The organism is Nocardia sp. CA-135398, from assembly GCF_050955845.1.
Taxonomy (GTDB): domain Bacteria; phylum Actinomycetota; class Actinomycetes; order Mycobacteriales; family Mycobacteriaceae; genus Nocardia.
Window position 1 is genome coordinate 3211319 of the sequence record NZ_CP192084.1, and the last position, 21709, is coordinate 3233027.

The 21709-nt window shown below is 66.1% G+C and carries 23 protein-coding genes; 10 read left to right on the forward strand and 13 right to left on the reverse strand.

The genetic code is table 11. The features are described 5' to 3' along the window. The first annotated feature begins 172 nt into the window (after positions 1-172). On the forward strand, positions 173-1831 hold the full coding sequence (locus tag ACQP1T_RS14135) for a DEAD/DEAH box helicase (RefSeq protein WP_433760585.1): 1659 nt from the start codon (positions 173-175) through the stop codon (positions 1829-1831). 9 nt (positions 1832-1840) lie between these two features. Here the strand turns inward: ACQP1T_RS14135 and ACQP1T_RS14140 are convergent, their stop codons facing one another. Beyond that, positions 1841-2449, reverse strand: coding sequence for a TetR/AcrR family transcriptional regulator (locus ACQP1T_RS14140; RefSeq protein WP_433760587.1), 609 nt, complete (start codon positions 2447-2449; stop codon positions 1841-1843). Between the two features lie 109 nt (positions 2450-2558). Here ACQP1T_RS14140 and ACQP1T_RS14145 point away from each other — a divergent pair, with 109 nt between their 5' ends. After that, complete coding sequence (locus tag ACQP1T_RS14145) at positions 2559-3299, forward strand: SDR family NAD(P)-dependent oxidoreductase (protein ID WP_433760589.1); 741 nt, start codon at positions 2559-2561, stop codon at positions 3297-3299. Positions 3300-3316: 17 nt separating this feature from the next. Here the strand turns inward: ACQP1T_RS14145 and ACQP1T_RS14150 are convergent, their stop codons facing one another. Next, entirely contained in the window at positions 3317-4159 is an 843-nt protein-coding gene (locus ACQP1T_RS14150) for an AraC family transcriptional regulator (RefSeq protein ID WP_433760590.1), read from the reverse strand. A 55-nt stretch (positions 4160-4214) separates the two neighbouring features. Here ACQP1T_RS14150 and ACQP1T_RS14155 point away from each other — a divergent pair, with 55 nt between their 5' ends. Next, the gene (locus ACQP1T_RS14155; protein WP_433760592.1) at positions 4215-4784 is read left to right on the forward strand and encodes a class I SAM-dependent methyltransferase; all 570 of its coding nucleotides are present in this window, start codon (positions 4215-4217) and stop codon (positions 4782-4784) included. 8 nt (positions 4785-4792) lie between these two features. Here the strand turns inward: ACQP1T_RS14155 and ACQP1T_RS14160 are convergent, their stop codons facing one another. Together ACQP1T_RS14160 and ACQP1T_RS14165 are read right to left on the reverse strand one after the other, a co-directional pair. Then, a complete protein-coding gene (locus ACQP1T_RS14160; RefSeq protein WP_433760593.1) occupies positions 4793-5353 on the reverse strand; it encodes a hypothetical protein in 561 nt (186 codons plus the stop codon). Further along, a complete protein-coding gene (locus ACQP1T_RS14165) occupies positions 5353-7215 on the reverse strand; it encodes a DEAD/DEAH box helicase (protein WP_433760594.1) in 1863 nt (620 codons plus the stop codon). Before ACQP1T_RS14165 ends, ACQP1T_RS14160 begins: the two co-directional genes overlap by 1 nt. A gap of 120 nt (positions 7216-7335) precedes the next feature. On the opposite strand from ACQP1T_RS14165, the gene ACQP1T_RS14170 reads away from it, so the two are divergent. After that, entirely contained in the window at positions 7336-8100 is a 765-nt protein-coding gene (locus ACQP1T_RS14170; RefSeq protein ID WP_433760595.1) for a TetR/AcrR family transcriptional regulator, read from the forward strand. Between the two features lie 68 nt (positions 8101-8168). On the opposite strand, the gene ACQP1T_RS14175 is transcribed toward ACQP1T_RS14170, so the two are convergent. Beyond that, positions 8169-8363, reverse strand: a complete 195-nt coding sequence (locus tag ACQP1T_RS14175) for a DUF7455 domain-containing protein (RefSeq protein WP_029903635.1) — start codon at positions 8361-8363, stop codon at positions 8169-8171. A gap of 276 nt (positions 8364-8639) precedes the next feature. Here ACQP1T_RS14175 and ACQP1T_RS14180 point away from each other — a divergent pair, with 276 nt between their 5' ends. After that, positions 8640-9011 carry a DUF952 domain-containing protein gene (locus tag ACQP1T_RS14180; protein ID WP_433762201.1) on the forward strand — a complete coding sequence of 124 codons (372 nt, stop codon included), beginning with the start codon at positions 8640-8642 and terminating at the stop codon, positions 9009-9011. A gap of 1 nt (position 9012) precedes the next feature. Here the strand turns inward: ACQP1T_RS14180 and ACQP1T_RS14185 are convergent, their stop codons facing one another. Together ACQP1T_RS14185 and ACQP1T_RS14190 are read right to left on the reverse strand one after the other, a co-directional pair. Continuing rightward, positions 9013-9657 carry a response regulator gene (locus ACQP1T_RS14185; RefSeq protein ID WP_433760597.1) on the reverse strand — a complete coding sequence of 215 codons (645 nt, stop codon included), beginning with the start codon at positions 9655-9657 and terminating at the stop codon, positions 9013-9015. After that, positions 9657-10847 (reverse strand): sensor histidine kinase, encoded by a 1191-nt coding sequence (locus ACQP1T_RS14190; protein WP_433760599.1) that lies wholly within the window; start codon positions 10845-10847, stop codon positions 9657-9659. The genes ACQP1T_RS14185 and ACQP1T_RS14190 overlap by 1 nt, the downstream gene beginning before the upstream one ends. Before the next feature lie 146 nt (positions 10848-10993). Between ACQP1T_RS14190 and ACQP1T_RS14195 the strand changes: the two genes are divergently transcribed. Next, complete coding sequence (locus ACQP1T_RS14195; protein WP_062989018.1) at positions 10994-11476, forward strand: cation:proton antiporter regulatory subunit; 483 nt, start codon at positions 10994-10996, stop codon at positions 11474-11476. A 4-nt stretch (positions 11477-11480) separates the two neighbouring features. Then, complete coding sequence (locus tag ACQP1T_RS14200; RefSeq protein WP_433760600.1) at positions 11481-12665, forward strand: cation:proton antiporter; 1185 nt, start codon at positions 11481-11483, stop codon at positions 12663-12665. On the opposite strand, the gene ACQP1T_RS14205 is transcribed toward ACQP1T_RS14200, so the two are convergent. Next, complete coding sequence (locus tag ACQP1T_RS14205) at positions 12567-13514, reverse strand: rhomboid-like protein (RefSeq protein ID WP_433760603.1); 948 nt, start codon at positions 13512-13514, stop codon at positions 12567-12569. The two genes, ACQP1T_RS14200 and ACQP1T_RS14205, sit on opposite strands and share 99 nt — an antisense overlap. A 702-nt stretch (positions 13515-14216) precedes the next feature. On the opposite strand from ACQP1T_RS14205, the gene ACQP1T_RS14210 reads away from it, so the two are divergent. Then, positions 14217-14993 carry an MHYT domain-containing protein gene (locus tag ACQP1T_RS14210; RefSeq protein WP_433760604.1) on the forward strand — a complete coding sequence of 259 codons (777 nt, stop codon included), beginning with the start codon at positions 14217-14219 and terminating at the stop codon, positions 14991-14993. Between the two features lie 39 nt (positions 14994-15032). Here the strand turns inward: ACQP1T_RS14210 and ACQP1T_RS14215 are convergent, their stop codons facing one another. The 3 genes from ACQP1T_RS14215 to ppgK all read right to left on the reverse strand — a co-directional run bounded on the left by ACQP1T_RS14215 (position 15033) and on the right by ppgK (position 18611). Next, positions 15033-15881 (reverse strand): MHYT domain-containing protein, encoded by an 849-nt coding sequence (locus ACQP1T_RS14215; protein WP_433760606.1) that lies wholly within the window; start codon positions 15879-15881, stop codon positions 15033-15035. 414 nt (positions 15882-16295) lie between these two features. Further along, a complete protein-coding gene (locus ACQP1T_RS14220) occupies positions 16296-17657 on the reverse strand; it encodes an RNA polymerase sigma factor (RefSeq protein ID WP_433760607.1) in 1362 nt (453 codons plus the stop codon). 195 nt (positions 17658-17852) lie between these two features. After that, positions 17853-18611, reverse strand: coding sequence for a polyphosphate--glucose phosphotransferase (gene ppgK, locus ACQP1T_RS14225; RefSeq protein WP_433760609.1), 759 nt, complete (start codon positions 18609-18611; stop codon positions 17853-17855). A gap of 180 nt (positions 18612-18791) precedes the next feature. On the opposite strand from ppgK, the gene ACQP1T_RS14230 reads away from it, so the two are divergent. Beyond that, the gene (locus ACQP1T_RS14230; RefSeq protein ID WP_433760610.1) at positions 18792-19697 is read left to right on the forward strand and encodes an inositol monophosphatase family protein; all 906 of its coding nucleotides are present in this window, start codon (positions 18792-18794) and stop codon (positions 19695-19697) included. 65 nt (positions 19698-19762) lie between these two features. On the opposite strand, the gene cei is transcribed toward ACQP1T_RS14230, so the two are convergent. Further along, complete coding sequence (cei, locus tag ACQP1T_RS14235; protein WP_433760611.1) at positions 19763-20443, reverse strand: envelope integrity protein Cei; 681 nt, start codon at positions 20441-20443, stop codon at positions 19763-19765. Between the two features lie 372 nt (positions 20444-20815). On the opposite strand from cei, the gene ACQP1T_RS14240 reads away from it, so the two are divergent. Next, positions 20816-21118, forward strand: coding sequence for a DUF4193 domain-containing protein (locus ACQP1T_RS14240; RefSeq protein WP_040692543.1), 303 nt, complete (start codon positions 20816-20818; stop codon positions 21116-21118). Positions 21119-21183: 65 nt separating this feature from the next. Here the strand turns inward: ACQP1T_RS14240 and ACQP1T_RS14245 are convergent, their stop codons facing one another. Further along, a complete protein-coding gene (locus ACQP1T_RS14245) occupies positions 21184-21663 on the reverse strand; it encodes a DUF3093 domain-containing protein (RefSeq protein WP_063043606.1) in 480 nt (159 codons plus the stop codon). Positions 21664-21709: the final 46 nt, after the last annotated feature.

Consider the following 21709-nt stretch of genomic DNA (forward strand, 5'->3'; position numbering starts at 1 on the left):
CACGCCGCGTCGGTTTGGCGACACGCCATGGGGGACAGCTAGGGTCGTCTTCGTGACTGTGTCGGGTGGCGCCGCTGTGGCGGGAGAAGCGGAAACACCGGGCGATTCGCAAAAATCGAGCGCCGCGGTTTCTGCAGGTGGTTCGCTACGTGCCTGGCAGCGCCGGGCCCTGATGAAGTACTTGTCCACCAAGCCGAGGGACTTCCTCGCGGTGGCGACGCCTGGCGCGGGTAAGACCACCTTCGCACTGCGGGTGGCGGCCGAACTGCTGGCCGACCGGACCGTCGACCAGGTCACCGTGGTCGCCCCGACCGAACACCTCAAACATCAGTGGGCCCAATCCGCGGCCCGCGTGGGTATTCAGCTGGATTCGCGCTTCTCCAACGCGACCGGTGCGACCTCCGGCGACTATCACGGCGTCGTGGTGACCTACGCGCAGATCGCCTCGCATCCGGCGCGGCACCGCGTCCGCACCGAAAGACGCAGAACGCTGGTGATTCTCGACGAGATCCACCATGCGGGCGATGCGAAGTCCTGGGGTGAGGCGACCGCCGAGGCTTTCGGTGACGCCACCCGTCGGCTCGCGCTGACCGGCACCCCGTTCCGCAGCGATGACAGCCAGATCCCATTCGTCACCTATGAACCCGATGAGGCCGGTTTCCCGCGTTCGCGTGCCGACCACGCCTACGGCTACGCGGAGGCATTGGCCGACGGCGTCGTCCGGCCCGTCGTCTTCCTGGCGTACTCCGGTGAGGCGCACTGGCGCGACAGCGCGGGCGAGGAGTATTCGGCTCGCCTCGGTGAGCCGCTGAGCGCCGAACACACCGCCCGCGCGTGGCGCACCGCATTGGATCCGGCTGGCGATTGGATGTCCAAGGTGCTCGTCGCCGCGAACACGCGGCTGCGCCAGTTGCGTGCGTCCGGTATGCCCGATGCCGGTGGTCTGGTGATCGCCACCGATCAGGAGCGGGCCCGCGACTACGCCGAACTGCTGGAACACATCTCGGGCGAGCGGCCCGCGGTGGTGCTGTCGGATGATCCGTCTTCCTCGAACCGGATCGCCGAATTCAGCAAGAACACCCAGCCGTGGATGGTCGCGGTGCGCATGGTGTCCGAGGGGGTCGACGTGCCGCGCCTCGCGGTCGGCGTCTACGCGACCAGTGCCTCGACACCGCTGTACTTCGCCCAGGCCATCGGCCGGTTCGTGCGTGCGCGCAAGCCGGGCGAGACCGCCAGTGTGTTCCTGCCGTCGGTGCCGGTACTGCTCGATCTGGCCGCGCAGCTGGAGCTGCAGCGCGATCACGTCATCGGCAAGCCGCACCGCGAGCAGAACGGCCTCGAAGACGAACTCCTGATCGAGGCGAACAAGCAGAAGGACGAGCCGGGCGAGGATGAGAAGCCCTTCGTCGCACTCGCCGCCGACGCCGAACTCGACCAGGTGATTTACGACGGATCCTCCTTCGGCACAGCCACTTTCGCGGGCAGCGCGGAGGAGGCGGACTATCTCGGGATTCCCGGACTATTGGATGCCGAGCAGATGCGGGCGCTGCTGCGTGAACGTCAGTCGAAGCAGCTCGCCGAACGCGGTGAGGCCGCGACGCCCGATCCTGGTCCGCAGGTCGCCTCGGCCGCCGAACGGGTCGCGACCGCGGATAAACTCGGTGAGCTGCGCCGCGAGCTCAACAGCCTGGTCGCGATGCACCACCATCGCACCGGTAAGCCGCACGGTGTGATCCACGGTGAGTTGCGCCGCGAATGCGGAGGTCCGCCAACGGCATTGGCCAGCGCGGACCAACTCGGTGAGCGCATCGCCGCCCTGCGCCGGAAGTAGTCGGGGCGATCAGCGTGCGACGGCCGATGCGGGCCACACTGCCATGGCACAGTCGATGGATTGGGTGAGTTCGCTGTGCGAGGCGCCGTCGCGAGCCCGGATCGACAGGCCGTACAGGACGGTGGTGTAGAAGCTGGCGAGGGCCGCCGTGTCGGTGTCCGGCGCTAGATCGCCTTCCGCGACACCGCGATCCAGGCGTTCGCGGATGTCTTCGGTTGTCTCGCGACGCTTTTCGACCAGGAAGTCGCGGATGGTTTCGCTGCGGGTGGTGTAGGTGGAGCCCGCCAGCACGACCATGCAGCCGTGCGGTTTGTCCTTGTGGGTGTAGGCAGTGGCGTTGTCGCGCAGCATTGCTTCGATGCTGGCGCGGGCGGTGGGTTCCTCGCGCAGGGCGCGTGCGGTGTAGCCGCCTTCGGTCGTGCCGTACAGCCCGACAGCCGCGCGGAACAGCTCTTCTTTCCCACCGAAGGCGGCATACAGGCTCGGTGAGTTGATGCCCATCGCCGCGGTGAGATCGCTCATCGACGAGCCCTCGTAGCCGTGCTCCCAGAACACCTCCATGGCGCGACGCAGCGCGACCTCGCGGTCGAATGCGCGTGGACGTCCACGTTCGGCCATGGCTCGTTCCCTTTCTGTGTCGATCGTTAAATATACCCCCTTGACGCCGTCGCCGCCCGTGCGCTTAGCTATTTATGTATTGATCGACACAGAATTAGGAGGAGTTGCGATGTCGGATCTGACGGGCAAGGTAGCGCTGGTGACCGGGGGCAGCCGGGGGATCGGCGCGGCGATAGTCCGGCACTTGGCCGCTGCGGGCGCGGATGTGGCACTGACCTACCAGCACAACGAATTGCAGGCGAAATCCGTGGTCGCCGAGGCGGAAGCATCGGGGCGGCGTGCGATCGCCATCCAAGCCGACAGCGCCGACGCGGGCGCAGTCGTCGCGGCGGTGCATCGGGCCGCGGACGAACTCGGCAGACTCGATGTCCTGGTCAATAACGCGGGCATCTTCCCGGCCAAGCCGTTCGAGGAGTTCACCGTCGAGGAGATCGACCGCGCGCTCAATATCCATGCGCGGGCGGCATTCGTCGGCGCACAGGCGGCGGTCGAACACATGACCGACGGTGGACGGATCATCAGCATCGGCAGCAACCTGTCCGAACGCGCCGCGTTCGGCGGAGTCACGCTGTACAACCTGAGCAAATCCGCACTCAATGGTTTCACGAAAGCCCTTGCGCGCGAACTCGGTCCGCGCAAGATCACGGTCAACCTGGTGCAGCCCGGCTCCACCGACACCGATATGAACCCCGCCGACGGCGACCACGCTCCGCGGCAAATCGAGCTGACCGCTCTCGGCCGCTTCGGCACCGCCGATGACATCGCCGCCACCGTAACCTTCCTCGCAGGCCCGTCCGGCCGCAGCATCACCGGCGCGACCTTCACCGTCGACGGTGGCACCAACGCCTGATTCCGCCGACTCCGTGATCACCCGGCGAAGTAGCGGCCCGGGGAGACGCCGACGGCGCGGCGGAAGGCGGCGACGTAGGCACTCGGGGTGGCGTAGCCGACGCGGCCCGCGATGCGGGCGATCGGCAGGCCCTCGGCGAGCAGGGGCAGCGAGGCCGCCAGCCGAATCTGGGTTCGCCACTGGCCGAAGGAGATTCCGGTTTCAGCGAGGAACAGGCGGGCGAGCGTGCGTGGGCTGGTGGCGGCGTCTGCGGCGAGTTCGTCGAGCGTGCGGGGGTCGGCGGGATTGTGGGTCAAGGCGTCGGCGACCTGTCCGGCTCGGGCATCCACCGGTCGGCGGGCACCAACGGGAATCACATCGACCGGCTCGATCAGATCGAAGACGACCGCCTCTGCCCGTTCGCGCCGCGCGGCGGCGTTGTCGTCGGCAGGATTGCGCGTCGGCGCGGTGTCGGGCCCGGTGAGATGGTCGAACAGTTCGCGCAGCAATGGCGATACTCGCAGCATCGTCGGGGCGGTCAACGAGACCGGGCATCGGTCGGGCGCCACGAAGATCCCGCGCATGGTGGCGCCCTGAGTGGTTCCGGTTCGGTGCCGGGTGCCGCCGGGGATCCACAGGGCACGGGTCGGTGGCAGCACCCAGTATCCGTCGCCGATTTCGACCGCGATGACACCTCGTGCCGCCCAGGCGATTTGGTGCTGAGGATGTTCATGGGTGTCGAACCAGTAGCCCGCGGATATGACGCCAGCCCCGAAGACCATGGCGGTATCGCCGATCGCGGCCGGGAATACCACGGATCCCTCGGTCGGCTCGGATGTCCCGGGTTGGCCGGGCACCAGGGATTGGCCGTTTCGCGACACAACTTGTCACCGTAGCCTGTCGTGGTCACAAGCGGCCGCTCCTAGCGTGAATCGCATGGCGATGAACTACCTCCACAAATTGCTGTGCCGGTCGGCGGCCTGGGAGCGGACGAGTGCGACGCGGATCGTTCCGTGGGCGCTGTCCGGCCTGGAGCTGGGAGCGTCCGCACTCGAGATCGGCCCCGGCTACGGTGCCAATATCCGCGCATTGCGAGAGCGCACGAGCGAACTGACCGGTGTCGAGATCGATCCGGTGCTCGTCGATCGGCTGCGCACCCGGCACGGCGCCTCGATGACGGTGATCCAGGGCGACGGCGCGGATATGCCCTTGCCGCCAACGCAATTCGACTCGGTCGTGTGCTTCACGATGTTGCACCATGTACCTACCGTCGGAGCGCAGGACGCTCTCTTCGCCGAAGCCTTACGCGTCCTGCGCCCCGGCGGTGTATTCGCGGGCAGCGACGGTCTCGACGGCCGCATATTCCGTCTGCTGCACCTCGGCGACACCTGCGTCCCGGTACCGCCGGAGCAGGCCGCCGATCGGCTCGCCCGAGTCGGTTTCACCGATGTCGAGATCGAAACCGGCGCAACAAGTTTCCGCTTCCGCGCGCGCCGCCCCGAGTGAGGAGGCTTTCAGTGCACCGCCAATGCGGCCTCGAAGTAGTCCGCAGGATCGAGTGCGTTGATCGGCGTCCAGCGGGCCGACTCGACCGGCCCTGGCGAACCTTGCTCTGCTGCTTGGAAATATCCCTGGATCTCCAGGGTCAGGCGAGGGTTCTCGTCTACGCGGCGGGCCATGTCGTAGTACACCGCGAGGACGTGCACACACCGGGCGGTGCGGGCCGAACAGGAGCAGTCCGTTCCGGCCGGATTCGGCGCAGGACTGATGCCAGCGCCGACCAACGCCCGATGCATCTCGTCGGTGAGAACCGTTGTATCCGGGATGATTTCGGCGATCGCGGTTCTCGACGAACGGGCCATCGGCGCGATTTCGAGGTGGGTGACCGAGGCCTTCCCACCGCGATGGATGGCGGCGCGCACGATGCGGCCTTCGATCGTCGCTTGGACGCCATTGTTGCGAGCAATGCTGCGGGCACGGGGGAGTAGCGGATCCGGTCGGGTCTGGCGCAAGGATTCGGCAAGCCGGACCCAGTCCATACCCCACGCGGTATATCCGAATTCGTTGTCCGCCATCAGTTCTCCCTCTTGCGGCGCAGGATCTCGATGAGCTGGTCGTCATCGAGGCGGGCCAGCGCCGCGATGCCCGCCGAATCGTTGAGGTCCGCGAGCGCGGACTTGCGGTCGTGCATGCCCGCGATGTGCTCCTCGACCGTGGTGCCCGAGGTGAGCGTGGTAATGGTGACGGTGCGGGTCTGCCCGATGCGGTGCACCCGGTCGGAGGCTTGGGCTTCCACGGCCGGATTCCACCACCGATCGAAATGGATGACATCCGCGGCACGCGTCAGGGTGAGTCCGGTGCCCGCGGCGCGCAGACTCAGGATCAGCACGGGCGGACCGTCTTCGGCTTGGAAACCCGAAACGATCTCGGCGCGCTCGGCCTGGTTCAGGCTGCCGTGGAAGAACGGTGCCCGCACCCCGAACTGCTCGTGCAGGTGGCGGACCAACAGGTCGCCGGTGGCACGGTATTGGGTGAATATCAGCGTCGGATGGCCGGTTTCGAGGTTATTGGCCACGATATCGGTGCACAGGTCCAGCTTTCCGGACCGGCCCGCCAATTCGCCGAGCTCACCCGTGATCAGCCCCGGGTGGTTGCAGACCTGCTTGAGGGCGGTCAGTGCGGCGAGCACCCGGCTCTGCCGTTGCACGCCATGGCCGAAACCGTCATCGATCGCCTTGTCTAGCAGTTGGTCGTAGAGCCGTTCCTGTTCGGTGCTCAGATCGCAGAGCAGATCGCTGTGGATCTTCGAGGGCAGCGATGCGGCCACCTGAACCTTCTTGCGCGCCAACAGCACCGGTTCGAGCGCATCCCGCAGCCGGGCCGCCGCGGTCGCCGAACCCTCGTGGATCGGCCGGACGAACCGACGCCGGAACTGCGTGCGATGCCCGAACAGCCGCGGCGCCACCAGATTCAGCAGCGCCCACAGCTCCTCGAGATGGTTCTCCACCGGCGTACCCGTCAGCGCGACCTTCACATCGGCGATCAACGCACGCGCCGCCTTGGACACCTGGGTACGCGGATTCTTCAACGCCTGTGCTTCATCGAAAACGACTGTCGCCCAGGACCGCTCGGCAAATACGCCACCGTGCAACCGCAACATCGGATACCCGGTGACCACAACGGTCCCGGCCTCATCCGCGAATTCACCCCCACGCCACAGCACCGGCCGCAGTCCCGGTGCGAACCGCGTGATCTCATGAGCCCAGTTCCCGACCAATGACGTCGGACAGACCACCAGCTGCGCCCCGGCCTCGGCCCGCCCGAGCAGAAACCCGATCGTCTGCACGGTCTTCCCGAGCCCCATCTCATCGGCCAATACCGCCCCGCCGTGCGCCGCGACGGTCTCGTGCAACCACCCCACCCCGCGCACCTGATAGGGCCGCAACTCCGCCTTCAGCCCCGCCCCCAATTCCGCCCCGACACATCGCGTTTCACGCAGCACCCGTACCGCGCGCTCGGCGGACACGATCGCCGTCCCGGTGGCATCGGGGATCGCGTGCGCCGCGATCGGCAGCCGCGCTGGAGCGTCCGGACCGCTTGCCGACTCGGACGGTGCCGGTGCGCGCAGCAGCGATATGTCGCTCGCTTGATCCGGCGCGGCGTCGGCCTGCGGCCCGGCTGGTCGCCGAGAAGCTTGCGGCCGCGCATCACATATTTCGGTGCCGTCCGACAGCACCGCGCGCCACGCATGGACGGACGGGGCCGCCGCACTGAGGTCCAGGTTCAACAGTTCGTCCGGATCGACGAGTGCGCAATCGACATCGGCGACGTCGATCGCGCCGCCGGCACCGGTCGGCACGGCTAAAGAGAGCGTTTCCCGATCGCCCTCGGGCGCGGGTCCAACCGTGGAGCCGTTCCAAGTCCACAGCGCGAACATGTGGCGGTCGGGCAGGTAAGTGGCCTGTGTGCTGGGCAGAACGGTCCCCTAGATCGTCGTATCATGTACGGAGTATTGTAAACAACGTACAGCGTACCGAATTAATTCCGAGAGGACCACGTGACCGACCAGGCGAAACAGTTGATGAGCCTGCTCTGGCGGCATGCTGTGCCACCGCGTTCCGGCGGGCGCGGCCCGAAGCAGACGGTGAGTGTGGATGCGGTCATCGCCGCCGCGATCGCCCTCGCCGATCGGGAGGGGTACGAGAAGGTGTCGATCCGGGCGGTCGCCGCCGAACTCGGCCTACGCCCGATGAGCCTCTATACCTATGTGCCGAGCAAGGAGGCATTGACCGTTTTGATGGTCGACGCGGTCGCACTGGAGGACGTTCCCATCCCGATCGATATCCCGGTCCGTGACCGGATGTCCGCCATCGCCGAGCAGGTTCGTGCGGAACTGATGGCGCACCCATGGCTGCTCGAGGTGCCCCCGTGGCGACTGGTGCTCGGCCCGGGGCGGATGCGCCGCTATGAACGCCAGCTGGCCGCGATCGAGGGGATCGGATTATCGGATCTGGCCATGGATCGGGTGATTGCGGTGCTGTCGGAATTCGCGACCGGCAACGCGCGGATGGCGATCGCCGGAATTCGCAGTACAGCGGAGCTGACCGACGCGCAGTGGTGGGAGCAGCACGGTCCGCTGCTGACCGAGGTCATGTCGGTCGAGGAGTTCCCGATCGCCTCGCGGGTCGGTGCGGCGGTAGGCGAACGCTATCAAGCGCCGTCGGATCCGCCGGGCGACTTCGCCTTCGGTCTCGGGAAACTGCTCGACGGCATCCTTTCCGGCGTAGCGGGACCGGACACGCCGACAGCGGGCGACCTGTAGGTCGCCCGCTGTCGTCTATCAGCGATGTTCTGTTGTTCGATGCTGTTGTGTCGGGACGCGAGGACTGGTCAGAGCGCGGGAGCCGATTCCGTATCGATCACGGCTTCGAGCTCACGCAAGCGATCCATGTGTTCATTCGCGTGGTGCTGGCAGAAGAGCAACTCGCCACCTGCGGGCAATACGGCACGAACTCGTGCGGCAGCACCGCAGCGGTCGCAACGATCGACCGCGGTCAGTGGGGTGCTTGTCAGGGTTCCTGGCATGACTCCTCCGTCCTGGCTCCCGGCACTACAGTCCGTTCACCTGGTGTGGGGCCCGTGGTCACTCCGCGGGCTCGCTACCGCTACTTCCCAGCAGGGGTATGACTACTCTGTCAGACGTTCGGGACGGGGGCTTTGTTCCCGGAAGTGATTCTGTGTGTTTTCGATAACACCACCTGGGATTTCGCTACTGGCGAACATCACTGGTCAGCTATCGAACTCCACTCGACCACGATCACGAACAGGCCTATCCAGTTGTCTACCGGGAGATTACCCGTGATCCATGACACTCACACGCTCGTTCATATTTGCACCCTCGCCGAATGGCTGACCGCCCGGCAAACCGGCGAGTACCGCCCGGACTCGTTCGAGGAGATCGGGTTCATCCACCTCTCCACGCCGCAGCAGGCGCATCTGCCCGCCAATCGACTGTTCGCCGGACGGCGTGACATGGTGCTGCTGCGCATCGATCCGTCCCGCGTCGGCGCGCCGGTGAAATGGGAACCGGGTGTGCCCACCGATCCCGAATCGATGCTGTTCCCACATTTGTACGGTCCGCTGCCGGTCGGCGCGGTCACCGCCGTGGTCGAGTACCAGCCCGGCCCCGACGGCACCTTCGCCGCACTGGACCCGAACTTTCCGCAGTCCTGACCTACCGGTCCCTGGCCTCGCGCGCCACGATGGCGGCCTGAACCCGGGACCGCACACCGAGTTTGGTGAGCACACGGGAGACATGCGTTTTGACTGTTGTCTCGCCGATGAACAGCCGGGCGGCGATCTGCGCATTGGACAGGCCATCGCCGAGACAGTCGAGCACCTCGCGTTCGCGTTCGGTCAGCTCGTCCAGTCCGTGCGGTGCGGGCGCGCTCGCTTCGCCATCGGTCGAGGCGAACGCATTGATCACCGCGGCGGTCACCTCGGGTGCGAGCACACCGTCACCCGCGGCCACCGCGCGCACCGCGTCGACAAGTGCTTGTCCCGAAGCGGATTTCAGCACGAAGCCGGACGCGCCGGCGCGCAGCGTCCGGAAGACGTACTCGTCCAGGTCGAAGGTCGTCAGGATGAGCACCCTGGCCAGCCCGTCGTCGGTAATGCGGCCGGTGGCGGTGATGCCGTCGACGCCCGGCATGCGCACATCCATCAGCACCACATCCGGGCGCAGCGCCTTGGCCTGCGCCACCGCGATATCACCGTCGGCGGCCTCACCGACCACCTCGATGCCATCGGCGGTCTCCAGGATCATCCGCAGTCCGGCCCGGATCGCGCCGTGGTCATCGGCGATCAGTACCCGGATCATCACACCTCCGTGGTCGAGATCGGCAGCCGCGCAAGGACTTCCCAGCCGGCGGCACCAGGTCCGGCGGTGAAGGTGCCGCCGAGCGCCACCGCCCGTTCCCGCATATTCATCAGGCCGCTGTGGCGCGCGTCGTCGGTCGGTCGATTGCGCACAAGTATGGGATTTCGCACCGAGACGGCCAAATCCTTTGCCTCCGCGCGCACGTCGATATCGACTTCCTGTCCCGGTGCGTGTTTGATGGCATTGGTCAGTGCTTCCTGGACGATTCGGTAGGCGGCCTGGTCGACCGCGCTCGGCAGCGCCGTCCCGTTCAGCGAATCCCGCACACGCACGGTTATTCCGGCGGCGCGGGCCGCATCGACGAGAATCGGCAGCTGGGCCAGTTTGCGCGGTGCGGCCGCATCGTCCTCGGCGCCGTCGTCGCGGCGCAGCAGACCGATCATGGTGCGCATCTCCTGCAGCGCGCTGACACTATTGGACCGGATCGACGAAATGATCCCGGCGACAGCGGGGTCGGTGTCCTGTCGGGCCAGCACTCCGAGCGCCGCCTCGGACTGGATGGCGATGGCCGACAGGTGTCCGGCGATCACATCGTGCAGATCCCGCGCCATCGTCTTGCGTTCGTCGGCGATGGCGGCACGCCGATCCAATTCGGCGACCAATGTCATCGCCTGTGCGCGTTTGCGTTCGGCCTCGGCGATCTCCTTGTGCCCGCGCACCGACAGCGCCCACCACAGTGGGGTCGCGACGAAGGCGAACAGCGCGGCGATGGTGATCACCGCGACTCGCCAGTCGCCCAGCACCAGCGCGAGCACGGTCAATACGACCGAAACCACCCCGCACACCGTGACAAGCGAGCGCGAACGCGCGGGCGTGGCATACAGCACGCCCGCATAGATCAAGTCCGAATAGATGAGCCAGACCGGCACCGTCGGACCGAGTGCGAAATCGATGGCGAACGGGATCAGTCCGATACCGAGCGCTGACATCGGCATGCGACGCCGCAGGAAGGTCGCCACACAGATCAGCGCGAGTACCCCGATCCGCACCGGAAGTGGTGGGTGGCGGCTCAGGTCACTGGCCATCTCGAACAGGCCGGTGAGGTAGAGCGCGGCGCCGAGTACGAGCGCGAAGGCGGCGACCAGCGCGTCCTGCGCGGTCGCCGACAAAGCATCCCACTGCCGCCGCATCGCCCCATCACAGCACATGCCAACGCGTCCCCGGGTCCGTCGAAGGAATGAGTCCCGGCCAAAGGAATTAGTCCCGGTCCATCCGATGTCCGACGTGATCGGCCCCGCTGGGGCGGCCAGCCCGTTTAGACGGTTAGGGTGGAGGGGTGAACGTCGATGTCACCGCCCTACCCGGGATCGGGGTACGCAAAGACTTCCAGCTGCGGTCGGGTCGCCGGATCGGCGTGGTCGATCACCGCGATGGCGGCATCGATCTGATCGTCTCCAAACCTGATGACCCGGACTCCTGCGCCGCGCAAGTGCCGCTGACTCCCGATGAGGCCTCGGTACTCGCCAACCTACTTGGCTCGCCGCAGCTGGTGGCGAAGCTACGCGAGGACCACCGCGACCTACCCGGGATCACCACCCGTCAGCTGCCCATCGGCGAGGATTCGCCGTATGAGGGCCGCACGCTCGGCGAGACCGGAATGCGCACGCGCACCAAGGCTTCCATCGTCGCGGTGATGCGCGCGGGGCAGCTGCATCCCTCGCCGGGACCGGATTTCACCTTCACCGCCGATGACATACTCGTGGTCGTCGGTACTCCCGACGGTCTGGACGCGGCCGCGAAGATCCTGACGCACGGGTGAGAGCGTGAACGCAACCGCGCTCGCCCTAATCGAGCTCGGGGCGGTGTTATTCGCCCTAGGCATGCTCGGGAGAGTGGCGGCACGATTCGGCATGTCACCGATTCCGCTGTACCTGCTCGGTGGGCTGGCCTTCGGCCAGGGAGGATTCATCGAACTGGGCGCCGCGAACGAATTCGGCCATATCGCAGGCGAAATCGGCGTGGTGCTGCTGTTGCTTTTGCTCGGCCTCGAGTACACCGCGGCCGAGTTGGTGACCGGATTGCGTCGCTCCTGGGCCGCGGGTCTGGTCGATCTCGTCGCGAACGCGACACCCGGCGTGGTGGTCGCCCTGGTACTCGGCTGGGGGGTAACCGGAGCCATCACGATGGCCGGGGTCACCTACATCTCGTCGTCGGGCATCGTCGCCAAGGTGCTCAATGACCTCGGACGCCTCGGTAACCGGGAAACCCCGGTGATCCTGTCCATTCTGGTCTTCGAGGATCTCGCGATGGCGATGTATCTGCCGATTCTCACCGCGGTCCTGGCCGGAACGAGCCTGCTGAGCGGGCTGACCGTGCTCGGTCTGGCCCTGGCCACCGTCACCGTCGTGCTGGTCGTCGCGCTGCGGTACGGCCGGTACGTCTCGGCGATCGTGGACAGCGCCGACCGCGAGGTCTTTTTGTTGAAGCTGCTCGGCGCGGCGCTGCTGGTCGCCGGGCTGGCGTCGGCGCTGAATGTTTCCGCGGCGGTCGGCGCGTTCCTGCTCGGCATCGCGATCTCCGGTTCGACCGCGCGCGAGGCGACAAAACTATTGGAGCCGATCCGGGACCTGTTCGCGGCGATCTTCTTCGTGGCCTTCGGACTCAGCACCGATCCCGGTGCCATTCCGCCCGTGCTCGGTTGGGCGATGCTGCTCGCCGTGGTCACCGTGGTGACCAAGGTCGCCACCGGCTGGTGGGCGGCGAGTCGCCAGGGCATCCGCCGGATGGGCCGGGCCCGAGCGGGTGCGGCGCTGGTCGCGCACGGTGAATTCTCCATCGTCATCGCGGGTCTGGCGGTGAGCATGGGCGGGGTAGACGGCCAGATCGCCGGACTGGCCTCGGCCTATGTGCTACTGATGGCGGTGCTCGGCCCGATCGCGGCCCGCGTCGTCGAACCGGTCATCGGCATGGTGCAGCGCCGCTTCAACCCCGCCGTCAGCACCGGATAGTGGCCGCGCCGCAACGGAACTCGGCCCGGCATCGCCACCGGCGGCGGTAATCGGTTCCGCCGCAAGCGGATTCGTCGCCGTAACCGGTGTCGGCGCGGCGGAGGTCGCCTCGCGTTCGGTACGCAGGCGTTCGATGCGCCGCCAGAAAGTCGACGCGACGAATCCGACCGCCAAACCGATCAGGGCCGCGCACATATGCCCGTAGTCGGTGAAGGTCGGTCCTATCAATAGCGCCGAGGCGAGGAATACGACGATGACACCGGCCCACAGCGCGCGGACCATCCCGCGGAAGTGGAAGGCCATCGCCGCCAGAACCGCGGTGAATCCATAGCTGGTGCCGACATCCGCGGCATATTGCACGCGCACCGGAATGACGTGATGGTCGATGGCATGGTCGATCGCGGTGACGGTGAGCAGTGTCGCGCCGATATGCCCGGTCGCGAACAGCAGAATCCAGCGACTGGTGCCGAGCCAACGTTCGGCGAAGCCCATCACCACCAGAATCTCGGCGATGGTGACCCAGGGAAATTGGCCCTGAGTCCAGAACGCGGAGGCCACCAGCACCTGGATCGGGTTGTGCTGCATGTTGTAGAGATTGGTCGAGGCCGAGAAGATCAGCCTGCGCTCCACCGAATCGCCGACGCCGCGCAGCGTCCACCAGGTGACGAACAAGGTGAACGCGTAGGCCGTGCTGGCCGGTGCGTCGGACAGGTGCTGGCGCAGTTCGGGCAGCAGTCGGCGCAGCAACCGGGGCCGACGCGCCCACGACCAGACCGCGCGCAATTCCGCAGCGAGGTCGACGGTCTGCGTCCAGGGGGAGTGGATTCGGCGCAAAGTGGGGGCAACCACATGCACAAGTCTGCCGGTTCCGAGGCGCTTCTGCCCGCAGACCCGCCCGGTCTGTGTCCTGGCTCACCTGAGCTGGTCTTTTCGCCGTGTTGGCGATTGATTTCCGGCTCCGCGGATTCGGTCGCCGACAAGACGGTGGCCGCGTACTTCCGGTTGGACATGTTGTCCTCGCCGCCGCGCACTGCCGGTCGCACGGGTCACGCGCTGCTGCGCGATGGATAACCGGCGAAGCGCTGCCCGCCTGATCCGCCGACCTCCGCTAGTTCCCACGCGAATACTGCAGACCCGCGGCGAGCACGACGCGGGTCAAGTCCGGTTGGCGACCGAGGCTGATCCGGCTCGGCGGTCCTGGGCCGCAATGAGACTCGGTATGTGTACCGAAATTGCTGCGATGTTCTTGCAAATGCGCGATCGCCAGCCGTGGACTGTCGAATTCGCGAGATGCATTGTGTCCCAGCAATATCGGTGCTGATCGATTGCCGGAAGCGGCAATCGACAGGATTCGGCGGCGGGGAACCGTTCGGTATGTATGGGACACGTGGGTCGCTGCCGGGTAACGGGCGCTGTCTCGCTGGCCGGATTCATCCCATGACAAATTTAGCGGACGGTAGTACTGTAAATCGCCTACCTGCTGATTTGTACAAGCGGGCGGGCTCGCGCTGTCGCGATGATGGCCGAGGTCTGCCCAACGAGGGAGTTCGCGTGCTGGAAATCAACCACTTCAGCCACGGGTTGCTCACGCCGATTGTGGCCTATCTGATGTCATTCACCGGATCATTGCTAGGTCTGCGGTGCGTGGTCCGAGCGCGGGCCGGTAGCGGCCACGCCGGATGGCTCGTCGCCGCGGCGGTCGCCATCGGCGGTACCGGTATCTGGGTCATGCATTTCATTGCCATGCTGGGCTTTTCGATCCACGGCGCCTCGATCCGCTACGACGTGCCGATCACCCTGCTCAGCGCGGTGATCGCGATGGTGGTGGTGTGGATCGGCTTACGGGTCGCGCAACTGCCGGGCTTGGAGCCGGTGGCGCTGTACATCGGCGGTGCGATCACCGGTGTAGGCGTCGGCGCAATGCACTATTCCGGCATGTACGCGATGAAATCCGATGCTGTGATCGAATACGACGGACGAATCGTGTTGCTGTCCATGGTGATCGCGGTGATCGCCGCGACGGCGGCACTGTGGTTCGCGCTGCATGTCCGTGGCACCCTGGCCACCATCGGCGCTGCGCTGGTAATGGGCGTCGCGGTCTGCGGCATGCATTACACCGGCATGTTCGCGATGCATGTGCAGAACGGCCACCATATGCATCCGCCCGCGGGCGCTGGCGCGACCCAACTGCTTACTCCGCTGACGGTCGGTGTCGGCATGGTGACCATGATGCTGCTACTGCATATCGGCATTACCGATGTCGATGACTCGGCCTACGACGGTCCGCGTGGACCGCGTCCGACGCACTACTGGCCGACCAGGGACTGAGTCCTCGGTTAGCTTGTCGCGCAGGCGATTTTGCTGGATTCACGAACGCGGTACCTCGGTCCGCGTTGGCCAGTACGCGGTCGCGGACGGCATCTCCGACTCCACCGGCGGCAGTGGCGGTAGCGGATCGAGTTTGGCGCGTGGTGCGATGCGCAGCGGCGGCAGTTCGATATTGCGCTCGATCTCGGTCAGGCTCACGCTGATGAGCAGGAGCATGGTCACCACACTGGCCACCACGATCAGCGGTGCGATCAGATCCATGGCACCGGCCCCTGTCGGGGTATGGGTATCTCCGGTGTGCGCGTGCATCGCGGACATCCCGGTGTAGTGCATACCGCAGACCGCAACGCCCATGATCAGTCCGGCGCCGACGGTGGCCGCAAATCCTTTGACCCGCAACGTGAACCAGAGTGCAACCGTGGCCGCGACCACCGCGATGACCAGTGAGAGCCCGACGCGGCGCGCGTCGTAGGTGATCACCGCATTCGACTTCATCGCGTACATGCCCATGTAATGCATGGCCCCGACGCCGAGTCCGGTGATCGTCCCCCCACTCAGCAGGCCGAGCAGTGACGGTTCGGGTTTGACGACGATGAAAAGCCCGATGCCGACCACGGCGATCGCGGTGATCGCGCTGAGCAGGGTGAGCGGAATGTCGAACCGTATCTCCGAGCCGCGGATCGAAAAGCCCAGTATCGCAATGAAATGCATGACCCAGATACCGGTGCCGCCGATGGCGACGGCCGCGCCGAGCAGCCAGCCGATCCGGTCCTTGCCGGTGCGGCCACGCGCGGCGCACTGCAAGCCGAGCAGGCATCCGGTGACCGACATGGAGTAGGCCAGCAGCGGGGTCATTAGACCGTAACTGAAATGGTAGATGTCGAGCACGCACGCCCCCACTGCCGAAGACCGAACTTCCGGCGATTGAAACAACAGCGGGTCAGACGATACGACAGTCATCGACTCGGTGGAGCCGAAATCTGGTTTCGCAGAAGTGGTTTCGGTCACTTTCAGGTTTGATTGAAACCCGAATTGGTTAGCGAGGCGGACGCTGTGTCGATTGCCGTTCCGTGGCTGATCGGTTGCGCAAGTGAACGCCGAAAGGGTCTGTCGCAGAATAGATTCGGCTCGAGAGTATGGAAAATCCCTATGGGCGCAGTCGGATTCGACAGTAGCGGGACCGTAGGCGGAGCGAATGCGGGCGGAGTTGCCGGTCGATGGAATGACAAAAAGGCCGGGGTGCGAAAAAAGAAGCGCCCGCGCTGTTGGGCGCGGGCGCTTCGAAAAATCGAGCAGAACGAACTAGTCGAGGTAGTCGCGCAGGACCTGCGAGCGGCTCGGATGGCGCAGCTTGCTCATGGTCTTCGACTCGATCTGCCGGATGCGCTCACGGGTCACCCCGTACACCTGGCCGATCTCGTCGAGGGTGCGCGGCTGGCCGTCGGTCAGGCCGAAGCGCAGCCGGACCACGCCCGCCTCCCGCTCGGACAGCGTCTCCAGCACCGACTGCAGCTGATCCTGCAGCAGCGTGAAGCTCACCGCGTCCACCGCGACGACGGCCTCGGAGTCCTCGATGAAGTCGCCGAGCTGACTGTCACCCTCATCGCCGATGGTCTGGTCCAGCGAGATGGGCTCACGCGCGTACTGCTGGATCTCGAGGACCTTCTCCGGCGTGATGTCCATTTCCTTGGCCAGCTCCTCCGGGGTGGGCTCGCGGCCCAGATCCTGGAGCAGCTCGCGCTGGATGCGCCCGAGCTTGTTGATGACCTCGACCATATGCACCGGAATGCGGATGGTGCGGGCCTGATCGGCCATGGCGCGGGTAATGGCCTGCCGGATCCACCAGGTGGCGTACGTGGAGAACTTGTAGCCCTTGGTGTAGTCGAACTTCTCCACCGCGCGGATCAGACCGAGGTTGCCCTCCTGGATCAGGTCCAGGAATGCCATGCCGCGGCCGGTGTAGCGCTTGGCCAGCGAGACCACCAGACGCAGGTTGGCTTCGAGCAGGTGGTTCTTGGCGCGGTTGCCGTCGCGCACGATCCAGGTGTAATCGCGACGCATCGCGACCGGCAGCTTCTCACCCTGCTCGGCGAATTCACGCACCTTCTCCGCGGCGTAGAGACCGGCCTCGATCCGCTTGGCGAGTTCGACCTCCTCCTCGGCGTTGAGCAGCGCGACCTTGCCGATCTGCTTGAGGTAGGCACGCACCGAGTCGGCCGATGCCGTGAGTTCGGCATCCTTGCGAGCCTGGCGCAGCGCCTCGGATTCCTCCTCGTCCCAGACGAAGTCGCCGGAGGCCTTGTCCGCGGCGGACGGTTCGCCCTCCTCGACCTCTTCGGCGACGTCCTCGACCAGTTCCTCGGCCTCGTCGGTGAGATCGTCCTCGGACACCTCGAGATCGCCCAGATCCTCCAGATCCAGATCCTCGGTCTCGAGGTTCTCGTCGCCGCCGGGCTCGCCGTCCGGACCGGCCTTCTTCGGTCCGGCTTTCTTGGCCGGGCCCTTCGTCGCCTTCGCGGCGGCCTTCTTGGCCGGAGCCTTCTTGGCGGCGGCTTTCTTGGCCGGAGCCTTCTTCGCGGCAGCCTTGCGGACCGGCCGTGCTTCGGTTACATCTGCGGAGTCGGCATCGGCCGATTCGGCGGTCTGACGGGTCGTGGCTACCACGTACGCCCTTTCGTGACGGTCTCGTGCGGCGTCACGCCAGAGTGGTGTTCCGGCGGAGCGGTCTGTCGGGTTTCACCGGCTGAGCGCCGGGTCTGGGGTTTCCGGCTTGCGGCCGGAGTACGTTCCATTGTAACGATCGAACCAGGGTACCTACGGGACGATCCCGGCAACGGCTAATGCCGCACCTCCGCGCGTCTACGGCGCGATGCCTGCGTCGATCGCCATGGCCGCCCCGACAATGCCCGCCGTGTTCTCCAAAGTGGCGGGAATTACCTGGGTTCGGTTGGTGAGCAACGGAATCCATTGCTCGGCCGCGCGACTGATGCCCCCACCCGCGACGAAGACCTTCGGCCAGAACAAATTCTCCAGGCCGCTGAGCACAATGCTGACCTGTGCGGCCCACTGCTCGTAGGTCAGTCCGTCGCGATCCTTGATCGAGGCGGCGGCGCGGTGTTCGGTCTCCATACCGCCGATCTCCAGATGGCCGAGTTCGGTATTGGGCACCAGCGTGCCGTGGAACAGCAGCGCCGAGCCGATTCCGGTACCGAAGGTCAGCAGCAGCACCAGACCCTCGAAATCCTTTGCCGCGCCATAGCGGTCTTCGGCCAGACCGGCCGCGTCGGCATCGTTGAGCACGGTGACGGCGCGGCCGTCGAGGGCTTCGGAGAACAGCGCCCGCGCGTCGGTGCCGATCCACGCCTTATCGATATTGGCGGCCGTCTGCGCCACGCCCCCCAGCACGACCGAGGGCAGCGTGATGCCGACCGGGCCGTCCCAATCGGCCTGGGCGACCAATTTGGCGACCGCGTCGGCGACCGCCTGCGGTGTCGAGGGATGCGGTGTCAGAATCTTTATCCGCTCATGGACCAATGCTCCGGTGGTCAGATCCACCGCGGCGCCCTTGACGCCGCTGCCACCGATATCGATTCCGAATGCGTGCCCCCGAGCGGACATGACGTTCCCTCGTTCCCTGTGCTGGCCGATGTGATGAACGCGCCGCCGCACGGGAGCTCACCACTGGCTGGTCGCGGAGCATGCGGTGATGTGCCCGACGACGGCGTTGTGTCGTGCACGACAAGAGTAATGGGCGGGCATCGGTTCCCGTTCGCCGAGGATCTGTGATGGCATGGGGGCATGCCGGAGACCAGAGCGTCAGTTACCGCCCGCCCGACCGCGACGCCGTCCGAAGACGTCGCCGAATTGCGCCGGATCGCGGTCCAACTCGCCGAAACCGCGGCCGCGCATGTGCGCTCGCGCCGCCCCGAGGTATTCGGTCCGGAGGGTGCGCGCGACGGCGCCGTGCAGGCCAAAGGCCACCCCACCGATCCGGTGACCATCGTCGATACCGAGACCGAGGATCTGATCCGGCGACTGCTCGGCGAAGCGCGCCCCGGCGATCCGATCCTCGGTGAGGAGGGCGGCGGCAGTCTGGCGGGCGGCGACGGTGACACCGTGCACTGGGTCGTCGACCCGATCGACGGCACCGTGAACTTCCTGTACGGCATTCCGGGCTATGCGATTTCGGTGGCCGCGGTGCGCGACGGACAACCCGTCGCCGGTGCCGTGGTCGATGTCGCGCGGGCAGCGACCTACAGTGCCGGGGTGCGGATGGGCGCCACGAAGGTGACCGGTGACGGCACGGTGGAACATCTGCGCTGCACACCGGTGCGGTCGGCATCGATGGCCTTGGTGGCCACCGGATTCGCCTATGGCAAGCAACGCAGGGCCAGGCAGGCGGAACTGGTCGCGCGGATCCTGCCGGAGATCCGCGATATCCGCCGCCTCGGCGCGGCGGCACTGGATCTGTGCTTCGTCGCCGAGGGCCGCATCGATGCGTACTACGAACACGGACTCAACGCCTGGGACTGGGCCGCGGGCGCGTTGATCGCCGCGGAGGCGGGTGCGTCGTTGCGTTTGCCCGCGGCGACCAGCCCGGGTGCGGCCGGTGAGTTGGTGGTCGCCGCCGCGCCGGGCGTGGCGAACGAATTGACCGAACTGCTCGAACGCGTCGGCGCGACAACCGCGATCCAGGACGCCTGAATAACGGATCGCCCCGGTGTGCCGAAACGGCAGACCGGGGCGATGAAGGTCGGTTCAGTGGGAGGTCAGCAGCGTGCCGTGCGCGCGGCGGACAGCAGTTTGGGATCGATGGATGTCGATCCGCCCGGCGCCGGATTCTTCAACGATTTCAGCACTTCCTCGGCATCGGGGCTGGGCCGCAGCGATTCGCCGAATACCGAACCGAGTACCAGGTCCACGGTGTCGTCGTTGCGCTGATCCTCGACCAGCTCGGCGCACGGCGCGACCAACTGGACCGATGCGGCGGCCGGTCGGCCGTTCACACCGAAGCGGATCTGGCCGGTGCAGTTCAGGTCGCCGTTGACGTAGACCGGATCGTTACCGAATTGCTGCCCCGGTGCGCTCGCGAAGCCCAGATCGCCGAGCGCCGAGGCGATGTGCGAGGCCTGACCGCTCTTGTTGTTCGCGTTCAGCACGCGGACCTTGGAGGAGGCCAGCGCCGCCGGTTCGACGTCGGTCAACCGCGACTGGCCGACCCGCTGACCCAGCGGAGCCGGTTGCGGCGATTTGGCGTCGGTGGCCGGACTCGGCGAATTGCACGCCATCGCGGTTCCGCTGCTGTCCTCGGTGGTCAGGGCCTTGATCCACACCACGGTGCAGATCAGGAGTAGGACGCCGACCAGGATCAACCATGGCTGGTTGCGTCGCCGGACGAAGGGTTGACCCGTTCGATCCGTTGCGCTGCCTTCGGTGATGAGTGAAACCACGTGCACACTCTACGAAAACGTTTTCTGGACAGCGCGTAAGGTCTCGGCGAGTTCACGGTTGGTGTCGATTACCCCTCAGTTTCGAATCGTCTGTGTTTTGATTGCGACTTTTGCTCTGGCGTCCGCTATTGTCTGGCGGCCCAGATCGAAACATCGCAGCCCAAATCGGTGGTCGGTCGCGGGAACAAGAAGGGCATGTCCTGCGTTTACCGAGCGCTATCAAAGGTGGGTCCGCATGATCCGCCCTGATAGGGGACCGGTGTACGTGTGACGTGCACCACCGGCGGGGCGGTGCTGGTCAGTCCGATTCGAGAGAATCGGTGTGAGTGGCCCGGTCCGGGATATACGGAGTAAGGACGAGGGGAAGACGACATGGCAACCGACTATGACGCACCGAGGCGCACTGAATCCGACGAAGTGTCGGAAGATTCGCTGGAGGAGCTGAAGGCTCGTCGCAACGAGGCACAGTCCGCCGTCGTGGATATCGACGAATCCGATACCGCGGAGTCGTTCGAGCTTCCCGGCGCGGACTTGTCCGAGGAAGTCCTGACAGTTCGGGTGATCCCGAAGCAGGCCGACGAGTTCACCTGTTCCAGCTGTTTTCTGGTCCATCACCGGAGCAGGCTGGCCAGCGAGAGTGGCGGTCAGCTGATCTGCATGGACTGCGCAGCCTGATCTGCGGCGCGAGATCTGATCTCCAGCCGAGATCAACGGTCAGCCCGCGCTCGGCACGCCCGGCTTCAGCCAGGTATGCCAAGCGCGGCCAAGACCCGGTCCGGACGTCGCGTACTGATCAGCCAGTACGGCGTCGGATCGTCCGGGTCGTCGAGGACAAGTAACACCATCGGCCCCACCCATGGCCGATGTTGGACATAGGCGGCGGGGTCGAGCTGGCGGCCCAGCGCCGCGCTCTTGGCGGTGGGGGCCACCGTGGCCGATCTGGCCACGAAGTTCACCGGCAGATGCGCGCGATCGGCGCGCAGTTCGCGGATACCGGAACCATCCTGGGCGACTTCCACCCGGTGGCGGCTCAGCCACAACAGCACCCACACCGGCACCGGAAACAGCAGCGCGTAGGGCAACCAGGCGCGCAGACCCGGTGCGCCCATATGGATTTCGGCGGCCAGCAACCCGGCGATGGCGAACGCGATCGGCCACCACCACAGCGGCACCCACAGGCGCTCGCGATAGGGCTCGAAGCTTCGCTGTTGTTCGTCCATAGTCACGGGGTTGGGCTGGTCCGACACGACTCAACACTAATTCACT